Consider the following 16,444-nt stretch of genomic DNA (forward strand, 5'->3'; position numbering starts at 1 on the left):
TTGGGTTATTCACTGGCCTAGACAGGCATGCTCATTATTTCTTTGTAGGCTTCGACAAGCTTATTACGCACTTGCACTGTCGCCTCGAAAGCGACACTCGCTTTCTCACGGGCAATCACAGTGTCCGATAAAGAAACGGTAGTATCACCCATCTCTAAACGTGTCGCGAGGTTTGACGATGCAGACTGTAAGCCGCTGACATTGCCGACGGCTTGCGATAGCAACTGACCGAAGTCTGCACCACTAGTGTTATTCACTTGCTGCATGATATTTGGCTGAACGCCAAACGACGGCGTTATTTCGCCTTGGAGTTTCTGCATTTCCTGCAGGAATGAATTTGCGCCTATTTGCATGCTGAGCTCCCAGTCGTCGAATTCTTGACGATCAAAATACCGATAACGGGACAATGCAAAATAACGGCCAAGTTTTCAGATGGTCGTGATTGATAATAAATTGACGGGATAAGAAGATGTCAATATCTAAGGATTTTGAATGAAATGAGCCACTTTTACGGTTGTGTATTTTAATAAATACAGCCTCACACTCAATGTGGAGGCTGCGAGATGATAACTTGAATTTATAGACTAATTTGGCAGTTGGATCCCCATATCACGCATCCTTGCCATCTTGTATCTTAGGGTTCGTGCGCTAATTCCTAGCTTTTCGGCGACTAACTTACGACTTCCTTGGCATTGATTAAGGGTCTCTAAAATAATCACATGTTCTTGAGCTTTGAGCTCTTCACCTAAGCCATCTGGCTCAGAAGAAAATGGGTCTAGATCTTCACCGCTTAAAATCACATCCTGCGCATCGATAATAATGTCATTGGCAGTGATCAATTGACCGGCTCTTAATATCAAAGCACGCTGGATCACATTGTCGAGTTCACGTACGTTCCCTGGCCAGCGATGACTCAATAAACGTCGACGCGCATTCTCATCCAACTCAGGCACATCGGCAACATTCAATGCCTTAGCATGTTTAGCCAATAAATGACGCGCAAGAGGTAAAATATCTGCAGGACGTTGACTTAACGCAGGCCAAGCTAAAGGAAATACGTTAATTCGATAGTAGAGATCTTCCCTAAATCCGCCAGCTGCGACCACTGCCTTTAAATCACGATTGGATGTGGCAAGCACGCGCACATCCAATTTAATGGTTTTACGGCCACCTAAACGCTCAACTTCACGCTCTTGCAAAACCCGCAACAACTTAGCTTGTAAGCCTAAATCCATCTCAGAGATTTCATCGAGCAGCAAAGTGCCACCTTGAGCCTGCTCAAATTTCCCCGGACACGCTTGATAAGCCCCCGTAAATGCACCCTTTTCATAACCAAAAAGGGTGGCTTCGAGCATGTTCTCAGGAATAGCGGCACAGTTAATGGCCACAAAGGCTTGATTAGCACGGCTACTGTGTTGATGAATATAACGGGCCAAAACCTCTTTACCCGAACCGCTAGGACCTAAGATCATGACAGAGGCATCAGAAGCGGCAACCCGTTGAGCCAGTGCTAATAAGGCTAAACTTTTCTCATCAGCGACGACGGGCTGATCCACATTTTGTTTTAATGGCAAATAGCGTGAGACTTGATTGAGTAACACTTCTGGTGCAAAAGGTTTGGCTAAATAATCAACAGCACCTAATTTTATAGCGTTCACCGCGCTACCAATAGTCGCGTAGGCCGTCATCAACAGCACTGGCAACTTAGGATGATGCTGCTGCAGGTAGTTCAATAAACCTAAACCACCAATACCTTGCATCTGCACATCGCTAATAACTAAATCAAACTGATGTTGTTTCAAGGCTAAAATAGCGTCTTCACCGGAGGCAACATCAACACACTCATACTGAGCCAGCATTAAGGTATCCAACAAGGCTTCACGTAATGAAGCATCATCCTCAACGAGCAATAACTTTGCTTCAGACATGGGTAATCTCCAAAGGTAATATCACCGCGGATTTAGCCCGTGGGAATACTAAAGACACAGTACAGCCTTTATTCGGTACACAACTGAGTTGCAGTTGCCCCCCATGATTGCGCACCACAGATTGCACAACGGCTAACCCAAGCCCTGTTCCCTGCGACTTAGTCGTAAAGAAAGGTTCAAATACCTTCTGCTGCATAGTGGCGTCTAAGCCTTTACCATTATCGATGACGTCCAATAATAACCGTTCGCCCTCTTCCTTCGCTTGGATACGAATTTCAGTTGCTCCGGCTTCTATGCTGTTCATGACTAAATTATTAATCGCCGAGCTTAATGCATTGGAATTAGCTAACATCGAGCTGCTTGACGCATCATCAAATAACAAGTCACAGCCTTGCTTTGCCGCTATTGGCTCACAATTTGCCAAAACATTGTCGATAACCTCAGCCAACGAGATTAGATCTCCAAGTTCATCCTGACGGCCTTTCGCCATCAATAGCATGTCGTTAACCTGCCGCTCGAGTTCATTGAGTCTATCAACAAGTTTTTGTTGGAATTTAGCTTTAGCGGAATCGGATAACTTCGGACTCGCAAGGTTTGAAGCGTATAACAAAGCGGCTGATAAAGGCGTGCGCACCTGATGAGCCAAAGTTGCTACCATCTTGCCCAGTGCAGATAAACGTTGTAAATGGGAGATATTTTTCTGTAATAACCGAGTTTCAGTCAGATCAGTTAGCACAATTAATTGACCAGGCTCTGGCGTCAATGGCGTAATCGCTAATTTAACGCGGCGGCCATTACGCAGTGACACTTCGTGGCCATCATCGTCCTGCGGCGCAAAGGCACTGTGAATCACATCAATCCAGCGAACACCACACAAGGAGCGCTCAAGTAATTCAACTGCAACCGGATTTGCATCCGTGACTATACCGTCGCCATTGATAATCACCACGCCGGATGGCATAGCCTGTAAAATATGCTCCATTCGATTGGACATATTCGCGGCCTCACGCAGTTGGTTCCATTGTTTGCTAGTGTGCTTGAATGACTCAATTTGCGCTAGTGGGTTGGCTGACATAGTCACTCCGTCAAAAAATTGCTTATGACGGGGTGACTGCAGTATCTATGCCAAATTGGAAATTGAACTTTAGAGGTTAAAACAACTTATATAACAATAAAATAGAAAACTAATCTTTTGTCATTCCGTACTTACGCATTTTTTCTACAAGCGTTGTACGGCGTATTCCAAGCATTTCAGCAGCGCGAGCTACGACATTATCTTGTAGCTCTAGCGCCTGACGTATCATGTCTATTTCTAGTTCTGCTAACAAATCCTTAAGGTTCACACCTTCAGGCGGCAGCTCACTAGGGAAACGCGTTTCAGGGATTTCAACCGGCTCTTCATCGCTAAAGATAGAAGCTAAAGCATCACGTTCCTGTTGCTCTTCACTCATCTCTACACAATATTCGGGCACATCGATATGGCGATATTTGACAGGTAAATCGTTAACATCAACCAGTCCACCCGGATATAAAATGGTGAGGCGTTCGACTAAATTAGACAGCTCGCGCACGTTGCCCGACCAAGCATGTTCTTTCAGCGACTCTATCGCACGCTGCGTAAAACGCACCTTACCACGGCCTTCGTTATAGACTCGGCTAACTAACTCTTGTAATAGCAAAGGCACATCGTCCTTGCGATCACACAACGCGGGCATTTCAATCGGGAATACGTTTAGGCGGTAATAAAGATCCTCACGGAACTCATTAACGCTGATCATGGTTTCTAAATCTCTATGTGTCGCAGCAACTACGCGTACATCAGCATTAATAGTCTTAGTACCACCAACGCGCTCAAATACCCGCTCTTGCAGCACACGGAGTAATTTAACTTGCATTTGTAGTGGCATGTCTCCTATTTCATCGAGAAATAGTGTACCACCTTCAGCTAATTCAAAACGGCCTTTACGAGAACAGATTGCCCCCGTAAATGACCCCTTTTCATGACCAAATAGCTCACTCTCTAATAACTCAGGCGGTATAGCACCACAGTTAACAGGGATAAATGGACCGTCACGGCGCTCAGACAAATAATGGATATTACGGGCGACCACTTCTTTACCTGTACCTGATTGACCCAGAACAAGCACGGTTGCCTCAGATGTTGCTACTTGATTTATCAAGTGCCTCACATTCGCAATACCATCACTGCGTCCCACTAAGCTTCGGAATAACTTTGTTTGATTCGCACTAGTAGGGACTTGAGGCCGTTTAACTTGACCGAATACTTGGCAAAAGTGTAATAATTCAGTGAGCTGAGGATACGTTAAAGGTTCTTCAATATGTCCAAGAATGTTAGACACTTGCAGATCGTCAACATTGCCAAGCAACAGCATAGGTTGCCATGGATGTTGACCTGCGATGTTTTTAAGCCCATCAGCATCCATAACATCAGTTAGGATAACTAAAGCTCGAAAACGGGTATCTTGGAGGCTAGCACTTAATTTTTCGGTGTCAATTTGTACAAATTGCTCACCTAAAAAATCCAAAATGCAACACAGGCGATTTAATCGCTCTGATGGAGGGCCGATAAGTAAAATTCGTTGATCTGTTTGCATCATTCAGTAGGCCGTAAAGCTCTAATATGTATTAATTCGCATTAATTATTTATGATTAGTTGCTGTAAAAGCTTAACAAATTCAATGTAACAATCTGTGCCACCATCACTACTTGTGATGAATATTGTATTATCAGCAGACGAGAAGCAAGCCTCAGATGAGGTTTATGCCAAACTGAATTGATTTTAGTTCATTTACATCATGATTCTAGTCTAAAACGTCAATACTTTGACTTTTAGCCAAAAAAAAGACGCAACCAGTGCGTCTATTTTTAATCACGAAATAAGATATTAACCCGCTTCAGAATGCGCAGAAATATTATGTTTATCTGCAGGAATTGCATCCCAACCTTCTTTGATAGTACGTAAAATATCACATACATCATCAATCGCTTTCACATCATTATTTACGTTAGCTTCAGAAATTCTACGCAACATAAAGTCATATAAATCACTCAAATTTCTAGCTATCTGGCCACCAGCATCCATATCTAGGCTATTGTTTAAACCAGTAATAATCCCAATAGCTTTGCCAATGTACATACCTTTATTAGACAAGTCATTTTGTTCAATCGCAAGACGACTTTGTGCTAAACGTTGCAGTGCCCCCGCAAACATAAGCTGAATAATACGATGTGGTGACGCAACAGTAATTTCACTCTCTAAAGACACCTTACGATACGATTGCAGTGATCCTCTCATAAACACCTACCTGTTTAAATCTATAGTCTCATAAACACTAATCTGGCGCTTATTCTTATTACCTGCATGTAATAATGCTTGTCTATCTGCCATAACAATACTTGCTTTACTTGTGTACTCTTGAGTAAGTTCAAGCTGATGTTGAAGATAATCAACATCTGTCATATTAGCATCAGCCACTAATACATTGAGTAAAATTTGACGCTCTCCAACCAGTACTTGCAAGTTCGACACCAACTCGTCAGATTGAGGCTCTTCAGCAGGAAGCTGAGTCAGTTTATTTAAATTTTCACTCAAAAGGACATTAAGCTCATCGAGTTGTTTCACTTATACTCCCCTTACTCATTTATAATTTCACTATCGTTTTTTAACAGCTCCAGGAAGCGAATTCAAACGATCAACAAGACCACTGCTCTGCTGATTTAGTTTTCCAACGACAAGATCCATCGCATTAAATTGCTTCGTTAAACGGGCTGTTAGTTGATCCATTTTAAGCGTGAAAGCTTCTCTTCTATCTGTAAGCTGGCTTTGTTGATTAGTATATCCGGTTTGACGTGACGCAATTAATCCTCGAGACTTGACATAACTATCAGCAAGATCATTAAAGCGATTAGCAAGCCCTTTATCTGGTGTCGAGAATAATGCCTCAACACTGGCCATATCTTCAGAGATGACTTTATTAAGTTTAGTATCATCGACAGACAACTTACCATATCTATCTGTTTTTATACCAATATCATATAATGCTATCGAACTGCCGCTATCAGTTGGCACTCGTTCACTCGATATACTTCGGAGTTGCGATTCTATAGAACGGATCATAGAGTCGCCCTGTAATGCAGCTGCTGTTTTTTTCTCTTTATCATAAGACGACATTTTATCAACTGCAGTCGCTAAACTATTGTAGGCATCGACAAAAGCTTTCACATTTGTCTTTACTGCATCATCATCTTGTTCAATTTTTAACGTAGTCGTCTTAGAAACATCAGCATCAGTTAAGTTTAACGTCACCCCTGCAATAGCATTTTTAACTTCATTAGTTTGCGAGGTAACTTTCTGATTATCGATATAAACAACTGCATTTTTAGCATCTTGAAGCGTGGAGATGTTACCAGCACCGAACATATCATTTAGTCCAGTTCCAGTCGTGTCATTAGCTGTAATACTAATTTGATTGTCTTCACCTGACTTATCTGAACTAAAAACCAATCGACTGCCTGCATCACTGGTAATAACAGTTGCAGTTACGCCCGCATTATCTGGGGATTCATTAACTTTTTTAGCAATCGCAGCAAGTGAATCGGTAGCCGAAACATCAATGGAGAAATTCTTACCATTGATACCAAAATCAAGGCTCCCTTCACCTACAGGTAATGCAGGATCTGCAACGTTTTTTCCAGCAATTTTATGATTTACCGCAAGTTGCTCAACTTTAATACCATAGCTACCCGCTTGTGCAGTTTTGTCTGTTGTTGCTGATAAATAAGTTTGATTACTAACAGAAACCTTACGCAGATTGAGGGCATCGCCAGTTTGAAGTTTTTTTAAGGCATCTTGAAACGTAGACAACGCACTTTTTAAGGTTCCCATGGCAGAAACTTTTGCTTTGATGCTGTCTTCCGTTTTATTAAACATCGCTTCTTTCGGTGTTTTTTCGGCATCAACTAAAACTTGCACAATTTCACTAATTTTAAGGCCAGATCCCATGCCTGTCGCTGTTAATGCCATATAGACCTCTCAATCAAACGTACTTACAAATATTTATGCTTCTGTTTTCATCAAAAGCCCTGTGACTTCTGATAGTTTTTCTGCCAAGGCTAATGCTTCTTCACTCGGCATTTGTCTAATCACATCACCAGTATCTCGGTCAAGTACAGTCACAACAGCTTGTCCAGAGTTCTCATCAACCTTAAATGCTAAACCTTTACGCATCATAGACATCATATCAGACAACTCTGTGGCAACTTGAGCCAGCTTACTCGGGTTCTGTTCATTTTTCGTTACATCTTGTTCCGCAGCTTGTTCAATAGCCGTATTTCGCTTTAACTCAGCATCTGGAGCAGATGCTTTTAGTGGCGTTTGAGCTAAATCAACCTTACTGTGAAGCATAGAAGGTGAACTTGCTATATTGATATCCATAACCATACCTCAGCAAATTTAGTAATAACTTTAAATAGTTACATTAAAATTACCCTATAAAACTACATTAACCTTTAAAGTGGCAAAGGGAGATCCGTCACCGAACCTCCCTTATCACTTTCTCACTATTCTGCGTTAAACTACAGCAGTGACAAGGCCACTTGAGGTAACTGATTGGCTTGGGCCAACATTGCAGAACCCGTTTGTTGTAACACTTGATTCTTGGTCATTTGTGATGTTTCTTTCGCAAAATCCACATCCACAATTCGGCTCTTAGCATCAGCAACGTTTGCTTGAGTATTAGCACTGTTACTGATGTTGTATGCTAGGCGGTTTTGTTTAGCACCTAAGTTAGCACGCTGACTATCAATCGTTTTAATGGCTGCATCAATATTCGCAAGTGCAGTTGAACGACCAGCAGAACTTCCAACAGACAAACTATTAACAGATAAAGCGCCAGCATTCGTTGCTTTTACTGAAATAGTAACGTCTTCACCTTCTTGGTGTCCGACTTGGAAGGTCTTACCTGCGGAGAAATCACCATTCAGTAATTTTGTGCTACCAAATGCAGTTGTATCACCGATTGCTGTAATTTCTAATGCCAGTTCATCAATCTCACTTTGCAATGCTGTCAAATCATCAGTGCTGTTAGAACCGTTCTCTGCTTGTACTGTCAAATCACGCATACGTTGAAGCATGTTAGTCTGTTCTTGCATCGCACCTTCAGAAATCTGGGCGATTGAAATGGCATCGTTAGCATTGCGCATACCAACATCAAGGCCACGCACTTGGCTGTTTAGTCGGTTAGATATCGCTAAACCAGCAGCGTCATCTTTGGCACTGTTAATACGCAGACCACTGGATAAACGTTCCATAGATGTGGCCAAACCGCCTGCGGAAGTATTTAAATTCTTTTGAGCTTTTAATGAAGTGACGTTTGTGTTTACTGTAATGGCCATGATCGTTTCCTCTTTATACCTGGCTTGTGAACTTGCCTGTCTACTTAAGCCAGGCGGGTCTTAGTGGTTACAGTATATTTAACGGCAGCATCTTTTTTAACTTTAGAGTTATTTTTTAAAATATCTTGATTTTAAAAAATAACTCTAATTATCATAAACATAAATATCAACTCCTATAAAACTTTGCCTACTTTTCTAGATAATTCTAGAACAAGTAGGCAAAAGCACTTCATATAACATCACGCAAGTAACATTAACCCAGAAGAGATAATGCAACTTGAGGTAACTGGTTAGCCTGTGCAAGCATTGCAGAACCCGTTTGTTGTAACACTTGATTCTTAGTCATAACTGAAGTTTCCTTCGCAAAATCGACATCCACGATACGACTCTTAGCATCAGCAACGTTGGCTTGAGTATTAGCACTGTTACTAATGTTATAGGCCAAACGGTTTTGCTTCGCACCTAAATTGGCTCGTTGATTGTCAATTGTTTTAATGGCAGCATCAATATTCGCAAGTGCTGTTGAACGACCAGCTGAAGTCGCTACGGATAGCGAATTAACAGATAAACTTGCAGCATTAGTTGTCCCTACCGAAATAGTGACATCCTCAGCTTCTTGGTGCCCTACTTGGAAGGTTTTACCCGCAGAAAAGCCACCAGTCATTAATTTGGTATTACCAAACGCCGTACTATCACCTATAGCAGTAATTTCTTCTGCTAATTGATCCATCTCTTTTTGCAATGCAGTCAAGTCATCAGTGCTATTCGCACCGTTTTCTGCTTGAACAGTCAAATCACGCATACGCTGCAACATATTGGTTTGCTCTTGCATCGCACCTTCGGCAATTTGAGCAATTGAAATCGCATCATTTGCGTTACGCATACCCACATCTAAACCGCGCACTTGGCTGTTCAAGCGGTTAGAAATGGCTAGACCAGCGGCATCGTCTTTTGCACTGTTAATGCGTAGACCACTGGATAAACGTTCCATTGAGGTCGCTAAACCGCTACTGGAAGTATTTAAATTCTTTTGTGCCTTCATTGAAGTCACGTTGGTATTTACTGTAATAGCCATGTTGAGTTCCTCTTCCTAGTTATACCGCCAAGGCTTGGAGCTTGGCTAAATTTTTAACAATTTATCTTACAGATGGATAGGTACTTGCTTTCTGTTAAATAAAGTCGAACAGGGAAACAGAACCCACCTTACTAAACACGCTAGAGACTGCGTTCAATGCAAGCTGTTGCTTTTCAAATTCCGTAATCGCTGATGCATAATCGAGATCTTCCAAGAGTGATAGCGCTGATGAGTTCACCACTTTCTCCTCGGTATGAGTCTCTTTGTAACTTTCGACAACTTTCAGATTATTTCCCGCCACACTTCTGGCAGAACTAATTTGATTGACGCCACTATCGATGTTATTCAATATCTGTGCCAACTGAGCTCGGCCTTGGGGAGTGTTGGCAGAATTAGGGTCTTCAATTAATGCAATCGCACTGCTGATCGTATCGAAAATACTGACTTCGGCCTGCGGCTCCATGGTGAAACTATCGCCAGCGCTGGGTTTTCCATCAATTTTAACTTCTATACCATTAAAACTAACGGGATTAGTGGCATCGAAGTTAACTACGTTTGCGACGGGATTACTTGCAGAATCGAGCACTTGCAAGTTAGTACCACCGGCACCATTATCAGTGAAGTTAAATGTATATGTATCAGCCACATAAGTTGCAGCGTCAGCAATTTTTGCTGTTTTAACGCTAAACTCCCCCTGCTGGCTGGCCAAATAATTGACGCTATAATCACCAAGTCCATTGGGTGCTTTCATAAACGCGCTATCGCCAGGGATGTTTGTCCCCATGGCAACACCCGTTTGTACTAAACTATTTTTGACGCCAGAATCGCCGCTATACACTATTTTAGGCGGCGTCGAGTTATCAAAAGCAAAAGGTTCTTTATCGGTACTGAAACCAGAGAACATATAATTGCCAGATTCATCCTTACTATTCGCAATAGAGAGCAATTCTTCTAAGCTGCCTTTCATCTCTTCGGCAATCATTTGCCGCTCAGTTCCTGAGAGTGTGCCGTTTATCGCTCGCATAACTTGCTCACGCATAGAGCCAGTTAAATCTTCAGCACTACCGAGTTTGCTTTCTGCCACAGCAAGACGATTTTTCGCATAGTCAATATTTTTCATAAACTGATCGACTAGCGCATTTTTCTGATTCAGATTATCGATACCCTGTGACGCCACAGGATCATCACCAGCAGTATTGACTTTCTTACCACTGCTCAATTGGTCAAGAATTTTGCTGGTCGCCGTTTGCTTTTGCAGCACACTGGTAATGCTTTGATTAAAAATCTGCGCGGATGATAATCGCATAGTTAAATCTCCTAACGCACTGAGGATAATAAGGTGTCAAAAATCTGCTGTGCAGTCGTCATGATCCGTGCAGAGGCTTGATAGGCTTGCTGAAAACGCATTAAATTTGCTGCTTCTTCATCTAAGTTCACACCCGACTCACTCTCTACTCGCGCATAAGCTTGTTGATACACGGCCTCTGCCGAACCAACACGCACTTCAGCCGCTTTCGTTTTACTGCCTACCTCGAGCTTAGTGTTCTCGAACACATCAGCTAGGGTCGACTTTCCCCCATTCATCACCTTACTTTCGCTCAACTTCGCCATAGCGACAGCATTAGAGTTATCCCCCTCTGCGAAGGATAAATCGAAGGTAAATCTGTCATGGCCTGCAGCCGCTTTGCTGTCAACTTCAAAGGTAAAACCAAAAGCGCTAATACTAGGAGGAGTATAAGGGGCTGCAGCCCCAAGGGATGTTCCCGCGGCGTCGAATGCTTCATAGGTTGGAGGCACAACTGTGGTATCGAGCTTTATCGTCAACTCACTGCCCGTTACAGGGAAATTTGCGGCATTACGATTGCTAATTTGAGTCAGCTTCACTTGGGTATTGCCAGAGTTAGCGGCATCTGCAGTAATCTTTGGTGATGCGGCGGCAATGCCTTTAGGGTCTTTCATGACCACTTCAATGCCATTTGAAGCACCCGCTGTCGGGCGAATGGCAAAACGATCGCCAGACGCCATAGCGCCCGCTTTTATGTCAATTGAAAATCCAGAACCACCCGATAAAGTCGAGCCATTTAACGTCAGTGGCGTAATTGCCCCCGTTTTCGAATCTCTCAGCTCATAAGTTGCAGGCGCGGTAAATGACAGTTCGTAGGCACCACCAGTTAATAAACTGGTGTCATCTATGGTAACGCCTAACATTGCATTACCCGTATTACCAGAAAATCCTGCTGCACGGCCCAAAGACATCATAGGATCGTTGATATCTTTGAAGATATTGGCACCAACTTGCCCATTGAGGTCAATACCTTGTGCTTGCATTTTATTGAAGTTATCAGCCACGCCCAAGGCTAATTGGTCGAGCTCATGACCCGCGGGAATTAACGTTTGATCACGATAATCAAAAATGGCCCCTAACTGACCGCCAAGTTTACTCGGATCAACAGTGACACTTTGCGAACCAATACTTGAAGTCAATTGGAGCTCATTCGGAAATGGATCACCCGCTTGGACTCCCATCGTCATAGCAATTTCGCCAGAAACCAACATCACTGAGCCACCGAGCATTACGCTCTTAGCACCATTTTCTAATGGAATAACATTCACTTGAGCGTACTGGCTTAACTCTTGAACAAGTGCATCTTGCTTATCAAGCAACTGCGCATCCTGATTCGGCGACTTCATTAACTCTAGGTTTAAATTTGCCAGTTCTGTACTGATCTCATTGATACGCTTAGTCATACCAGTGATCTGGTCATTGGTCTGATTAAGCTGGCCATTCAAATACGACTGCATCTGATTAAGACTGCTGGCAACTTGCTGTGCATTTGTTAGGGTCGAACTCCGAATACCCAAATCTGCAGGCAAATCAGCCACACTATTCAGCCCCGAAAACAGGTCATTCAAGCTTTGTGGCACAACTTTACCTACCTGTGAAAACAGCTGATCTAGCTCACTCAATTTACCGTAGCTGGCTTCGGCGGCACTTAACGTTGTTTGGCCAATGCGTAACTCTCTTGCGGCATAGTCATTGTAGATACGCTTAACGTCATTAACGTAAGTTCCTGTGCCATAAAAACTACTACCAAAACGCTGCGATTCAAGAGTCGACTGGGTTGCCACTTGTCTGTGGTAACCAGCGGTATTGGCGTTAGCTATGTTATTACTGGTAACACCCAGTTGCGACTGGGAGGCAAGCACCCCAGTTCGCGCTATATTCAGTAGATCAACGGCCATTAGTTGACACTCCTATGAACAAACAGGGTTGTAAGATTCATCATTTGTCTTCTCCTGGCAGAATTGATTTCAGTTCTTCACTGATCGACTGCATCACTTTAATCACTTTTTCAGCGTATCGAGGATCAGTGGCATAACCCGCATCCTGCAAAGCTCGGATGAATTGAGTAGGGGAAGCGGCCACTTTTTTCGCATCTTGATAACGTTCACCTTCGGCAATGAAGGACACAAAATCGTTAAAGCTATGCTCGAAATCACTATAAACTCGGAAGTCAGCTTTTTGCTGGACAGCAACACCGTGCTCAAATTCTAAGGTACTGACGTTAGCCTTATCACCTAACCAACGACGATCAGCTTTAATGTTGAATAGGTTATGACTCGGCGCACCGTTATTGCCGCGGACGATTTTTTGTCCCCAGCCAGTTTCCAGTGCCGATTGCGCCAATAATACTTCTGGTTGGGTACCTAATGTTTTTGCGGCTTTTTCAGCATGTGGATATAAGGTAGCTAAAAATTCTTCTCGACTACCGAACCTGACAATTTTTTGGGTTTCCCTAAATGCTGCCGTCGGCAAAACTTGGCCGCTAATCACAGGTTCTACCACTGAAAGTGATTGTTCACTCCAGCTCGGCTTAGGCGTATCGATAGCCAGTGAACGATTAGGCGCATCAATGTCCATTGATGAATTTGCATCTTCAGCTCTATCCGGTTCAAATACAGGCCGAGCAATAGCAGCCGGCACACCATGATTTACAACTGTGGGTTCAACCACTGGAGCGGCTGAACTCTGCATAGGCACATTAAGCGCTTTATCGTCGTGGAGCATTTTCATGCCACCATCGTCACGCAATACCGATGCAGGCGTGAAATGACTTGTTTCGGGAGAGAGTTGCTGCACCATCATATCGGCAAGGCCCAATACACCTTTGTCAGATAAATCGACCGATAACTGCTGATCGCGCATCTGCTCGTAAAACTGAGTGTATTGGCTATTGAGTGGACTATCAGACTGAAAAACCGCATTGGCATCGCGCATACTTTTCATCAGCATTTGCACGAAAATACCTTCAAATTGTTGGGCGACCTTTTTCAAGGCGCCCTTCTCATCTTTCTGAGCCTGGGCGCGGAGTGAATCTAGCCCGCCCAGGTCAAGAAAATGTGATGAACTTGAAAGCTTTTCCATGATTTTCCCGACAGAAATTAGATGATGATAAGTTCACCATGCAAAGCTCCTGCCACTTTTAATGCTTCAAGTATTGCTAACACATCTGAAGGGGCTGCACCGACTAAGTTAACCGCTCTAACCAGCTCATCCAGCGTAGTGCCTGGATTAAACATAAACATACGACGGTCACTTTCTGTCGCTGTGATCGTACTATTACTCGTGACGGTTGTTTGACCATTTGCCAACGCGTTAGGCTGCGAAACCTGTGTCGCCTCCGCAATCGTGACAGTCATGCCGCCATGGGTAATCGCCGCAGGGAGTAAGCGTACGTTTTGCCCAACCACTATGGTTCCAGTACGTGAATTAACGATCACTTTGGCAGATTCCTCTGCGGGAACAACATCAAGGTTTTCAAGCGTTGCTAAAAAGGAGACTCGTTGTGATACATCACGTGGAGCCGTTACCTGAACAGACGTCGCATCTAAAGGACGCGCCATATCTGGACCTAATAGATCATTGATCGCATCGGCCATGCGCTGCGCAGTAGAGAAATCCGAACGACGTAGGTTAAACGTCAAATAATCGCCAGTTGAAAATGGGGTTGCAACACTACGCTCAACAATTGCGCCATTGGGTATACGACCTACAGTTGGCGTATTTTGAATCACCTTTGAACCATCTAAACCATCGGCACTAAAACCACTCACCACTAAACTACCTTGGGCGATCGCATACACATTACCATCTACCCCTTTCAAAAAGGTCTGTAATAAGGTGCCACCGCGTAAGCTTTTGGCTTCGCCTAAGCTAGATACCGTCACGTCAAGATCTTGACCAGGTTTGATAAAGGCAGGCATATCCGCGTGTACGGCTACCACTGCAACGTTTTTAATTTTCGGTTTGACGTTGTCAGGAAGATTAATCCCAAAGTTTTTGAGCATAGTCATAAAGGTCTGCTCGGTATAACTGGTTTTTTCCCCCGTTCCCGGTAAACCGACCACTAAGCCATAACCAATCAACTGGTTACTACGCACACCTTGCACATTGGCAATATCTTTAATTCGTTCAGCCTGACTAGGTAGAGAAAACACTAGCATGGCAACGGCTAACACCAGTTTATATTTCATGATACGACTCCTTAGAAGGGCCACCAGTCGCTCATAAAGAACTGGCTTAACCAGCCCACTTTTTGAGCATCTGCGAAAGTGCCTGTGCCACTGTATTGGATACGGGCATTAGCCATTCGCGTTGAATCGACAGTGTTATCGGGTTTAATGTCCTGCGAGCGAACGAGACCAGTGACACGAATAAACTCATCACCATTATTGATTGAAATCCATTTTTCACCACGGATCACTAAGCTGCCGTTGTTCAGCACTTGCATCACGTTTGCCGAGATACTGCCATCTAGACTATTGCTCTGATCCGCATCCGATTCACGCTTAGTGTTCATGCTATCTTTGTAACGCAAATCAATTGGCACTCCGCCAATGGACACATTACTACCACCAGCAAAGATGGGATCTAAGCTCATGTCTGAGCCTTTTTTGATCTGATTGCCTGCACTCTTCTTCGCCTGAGTCGATTCCTTCAATACGATAGTGATAATGTCACCGACTTTATGGGCGCGTATATCCGAATACAAGCTAGATGCTTGGCTGTCTTGATAAATAGAGCCAGTTGCGGCAATTTTTGTCGGCGGCGCCTCTGGGTATACCGGCGCGTAAAAGGGATCATCCGCAAGGGGTTTCTTTTGCGTCGAGCTACAGGCTGCAAGCAATAACGCGACGGCCAACACAAGATATCTAGCCATGATGTTTGCCTCTATAAATTCTGAGTCACATAAGACAGCATCTGATCTACCGCTGAAATCACTTTGGAGTTCATCTCGTAAATGCGCTGACTTTCGATAAGGTTCACCAGTTCCTCGGTCACGTTCACGTTAGAGGTTTCTAAGGCGCCTTGACGAATAGCACCCATACCATCTAACGAAGCGGTACCTTGAATTGGCGTGCCGCTCGCACCAGTTTCCGTATATAAGTTTTGTCCCATAGGATCTAGACCCGATGGATTAATAAAATCCGTCATAGTCAACTGACCCACGACTTGGTTCTCAGCGGTACCCGGCGTTTTTACTGAAACTTCACCCTCCGCTGAAACGGTAATACTGGTCGCATTATCAGGAATAGTGATCGCGGGTTGTAGCAAATAGCCAGAACCTGGCGTCACAATCTGACCCGTATCATCTAAGGTAAACTGACCATTTCGAGTATAAGCAGTGGTTCCATCAGGAAGCTGTATTTCAAAAAATCCAGGACCTTCAATCATGAGATCCAGTGAGTTATCCGTCGTCAGCATGTTACCCTGAGTAAACATTTTTTGAGTAGCGACGACTTTCGTACCCGCACCTATGTTTAATCCGTTGGGTAGCTTAGTGTTAGATGCACTAACACCACCTGCTTGGTTAACTGTTTGATAGAGTAAATCTTCAAATACTGCGCGGCTTTTTTTGTAGCCCACAGTGCTAGCGTTCGCTACGTTGTTTGAAATCACTGAAATATCAGTTTGCTGTGCGTCTAAGCCAGTTTTACTAATCCATAACGCCGGATGCATAATCTA

The 16,444-nt window shown here is 43.6% G+C and carries 16 protein-coding genes; all 16 read right to left on the bottom strand.

Annotated elements, in window-relative coordinates; translation table 11 throughout:
* Positions 1 to 17 precede the first annotated feature (17 nt).
* Positions 18 to 353, bottom strand: coding sequence for a flagellar hook-basal body complex protein FliE (gene fliE, locus HGO26_RS08145; RefSeq protein ID WP_028761191.1), 336 nt, complete (start codon positions 351 to 353; stop codon positions 18 to 20).
* A 231-nt stretch (positions 354 to 584) separates the two neighbouring features.
* A complete protein-coding gene (locus HGO26_RS08150) occupies positions 585 to 1,928 on the bottom strand; it encodes a sigma-54-dependent transcriptional regulator (protein ID WP_028761192.1) in 1,344 nt (447 codons plus the stop codon).
* The gene (locus tag HGO26_RS08155; RefSeq protein ID WP_168824467.1) at positions 1,921 to 3,003 is read right to left on the bottom strand and encodes a sensor histidine kinase; all 1,083 of its coding nucleotides are present in this window, start codon (positions 3,001 to 3,003) and stop codon (positions 1,921 to 1,923) included. The genes HGO26_RS08150 and HGO26_RS08155 overlap by 8 nt, the downstream gene beginning before the upstream one ends.
* Before the next feature lie 109 nt (positions 3,004 to 3,112).
* Positions 3,113 to 4,546, bottom strand: a complete 1,434-nt coding sequence (locus HGO26_RS08160; protein ID WP_105251936.1) for a sigma-54 dependent transcriptional regulator — start codon at positions 4,544 to 4,546, stop codon at positions 3,113 to 3,115.
* A 287-nt stretch (positions 4,547 to 4,833) separates the two neighbouring features.
* Complete coding sequence (gene fliS / locus HGO26_RS08165) at positions 4,834 to 5,244, bottom strand: flagellar export chaperone FliS (protein ID WP_028761195.1); 411 nt, start codon at positions 5,242 to 5,244, stop codon at positions 4,834 to 4,836.
* Positions 5,245 to 5,250: 6 nt separating this feature from the next.
* On the bottom strand, positions 5,251 to 5,571 hold the full coding sequence (locus HGO26_RS08170) for a flagella biosynthesis chaperone for FliD, FliT (RefSeq protein WP_168824469.1): 321 nt from the start codon (positions 5,569 to 5,571) through the stop codon (positions 5,251 to 5,253).
* 30 nt (positions 5,572 to 5,601) lie between these two features.
* On the bottom strand, positions 5,602 to 6,972 hold the full coding sequence (gene fliD, locus HGO26_RS08175; protein ID WP_131523082.1) for a flagellar filament capping protein FliD: 1,371 nt from the start codon (positions 6,970 to 6,972) through the stop codon (positions 5,602 to 5,604).
* Between the two features lie 33 nt (positions 6,973 to 7,005).
* Positions 7,006 to 7,383: a flagellar protein FlaG gene (locus HGO26_RS08180; RefSeq protein ID WP_131523081.1), complete on the bottom strand. Its 378-nt coding sequence runs from the start codon at positions 7,381 to 7,383 to the stop codon at positions 7,006 to 7,008.
* 140 nt (positions 7,384 to 7,523) lie between these two features.
* A complete protein-coding gene (locus HGO26_RS08185; protein WP_131523080.1) occupies positions 7,524 to 8,342 on the bottom strand; it encodes a flagellin N-terminal helical domain-containing protein in 819 nt (272 codons plus the stop codon).
* Positions 8,343 to 8,595: 253 nt separating this feature from the next.
* Positions 8,596 to 9,417 (bottom strand): flagellin N-terminal helical domain-containing protein, encoded by an 822-nt coding sequence (locus HGO26_RS08190; protein WP_028761199.1) that lies wholly within the window; start codon positions 9,415 to 9,417, stop codon positions 8,596 to 8,598.
* Positions 9,418 to 9,511: 94 nt separating this feature from the next.
* On the bottom strand, positions 9,512 to 10,723 hold the full coding sequence (flgL, locus tag HGO26_RS08195; protein ID WP_168824471.1) for a flagellar hook-associated protein FlgL: 1,212 nt from the start codon (positions 10,721 to 10,723) through the stop codon (positions 9,512 to 9,514).
* An 11-nt stretch (positions 10,724 to 10,734) separates the two neighbouring features.
* Positions 10,735 to 12,660, bottom strand: coding sequence for a flagellar hook-associated protein FlgK (gene flgK, locus HGO26_RS08200; protein WP_168824473.1), 1,926 nt, complete (start codon positions 12,658 to 12,660; stop codon positions 10,735 to 10,737).
* A 40-nt stretch (positions 12,661 to 12,700) separates the two neighbouring features.
* Positions 12,701 to 13,843 (bottom strand): flagellar assembly peptidoglycan hydrolase FlgJ, encoded by a 1,143-nt coding sequence (gene flgJ, locus HGO26_RS08205; RefSeq protein ID WP_028761202.1) that lies wholly within the window; start codon positions 13,841 to 13,843, stop codon positions 12,701 to 12,703.
* 17 nt (positions 13,844 to 13,860) lie between these two features.
* Positions 13,861 to 14,952, bottom strand: coding sequence for a flagellar basal body P-ring protein FlgI (locus HGO26_RS08210; protein ID WP_028761203.1), 1,092 nt, complete (start codon positions 14,950 to 14,952; stop codon positions 13,861 to 13,863).
* Between the two features lie 11 nt (positions 14,953 to 14,963).
* Positions 14,964 to 15,638 carry a flagellar basal body L-ring protein FlgH gene (gene flgH, locus HGO26_RS08215; protein WP_028761204.1) on the bottom strand — a complete coding sequence of 225 codons (675 nt, stop codon included), beginning with the start codon at positions 15,636 to 15,638 and terminating at the stop codon, positions 14,964 to 14,966.
* A gap of 11 nt (positions 15,639 to 15,649) precedes the next feature.
* Positions 15,650 to 16,438: a flagellar basal-body rod protein FlgG gene (gene flgG, locus HGO26_RS08220; RefSeq protein WP_028761205.1), complete on the bottom strand. Its 789-nt coding sequence runs from the start codon at positions 16,436 to 16,438 to the stop codon at positions 15,650 to 15,652.
* Positions 16,439 to 16,444: the final 6 nt, after the last annotated feature.

This window comes from Shewanella oncorhynchi (assembly GCF_012584455.1).
GTDB lineage: Bacteria > Pseudomonadota > Gammaproteobacteria > Enterobacterales > Shewanellaceae > Shewanella > Shewanella oncorhynchi.

Excerpts from the sequence above, each read along its gene's own strand:
- HGO26_RS08160 (WP_105251936.1), bottom strand. The coding sequence starts at position 4,546 with ATGATGCAAACAGATCAACGAATTTTACTTATCGGCCCTCCATCAGAG.
- HGO26_RS08150 (WP_028761192.1), bottom strand. The coding sequence starts at position 1,928 with ATGTCTGAAGCAAAGTTATTGCTCGTTGAGGATGATGCTTCATTACGT.
- fliD (WP_131523082.1), bottom strand. The coding sequence starts at position 6,972 with ATGGCATTAACAGCGACAGGCATGGGATCTGGCCTTAAAATTAGTGAA.
- HGO26_RS08185 (WP_131523080.1), bottom strand. The coding sequence starts at position 8,342 with ATGGCCATTACAGTAAACACAAACGTCACTTCATTAAAAGCTCAAAAG.
- flgL (WP_168824471.1), bottom strand. The coding sequence starts at position 10,723 with ATGCGATTATCATCCGCGCAGATTTTTAATCAAAGCATTACCAGTGTG.
- HGO26_RS08155 (WP_168824467.1), bottom strand. The coding sequence starts at position 3,003 with ATGTCAGCCAACCCACTAGCGCAAATTGAGTCATTCAAGCACACTAGC.
- HGO26_RS08190 (WP_028761199.1), bottom strand. The coding sequence starts at position 9,417 with ATGGCTATTACAGTAAATACCAACGTGACTTCAATGAAGGCACAAAAG.
- flgK (WP_168824473.1), bottom strand. The coding sequence starts at position 12,660 with ATGGCCGTTGATCTACTGAATATAGCGCGAACTGGGGTGCTTGCCTCC.
- fliE (WP_028761191.1), bottom strand. The coding sequence starts at position 353 with ATGCAAATAGGCGCAAATTCATTCCTGCAGGAAATGCAGAAACTCCAA.
- flgH (WP_028761204.1), bottom strand. The coding sequence starts at position 15,638 with ATGGCTAGATATCTTGTGTTGGCCGTCGCGTTATTGCTTGCAGCCTGT.
- HGO26_RS08210 (WP_028761203.1), bottom strand. The coding sequence starts at position 14,952 with ATGAAATATAAACTGGTGTTAGCCGTTGCCATGCTAGTGTTTTCTCTA.
- HGO26_RS08180 (WP_131523081.1), bottom strand. The coding sequence starts at position 7,383 with ATGGATATCAATATAGCAAGTTCACCTTCTATGCTTCACAGTAAGGTT.
- flgG (WP_028761205.1), bottom strand. The coding sequence starts at position 16,438 with ATGCATCCGGCGTTATGGATTAGTAAAACTGGCTTAGACGCACAGCAA.
- fliS (WP_028761195.1), bottom strand. The coding sequence starts at position 5,244 with ATGAGAGGATCACTGCAATCGTATCGTAAGGTGTCTTTAGAGAGTGAA.
- flgJ (WP_028761202.1), bottom strand. The coding sequence starts at position 13,843 with ATGGAAAAGCTTTCAAGTTCATCACATTTTCTTGACCTGGGCGGGCTA.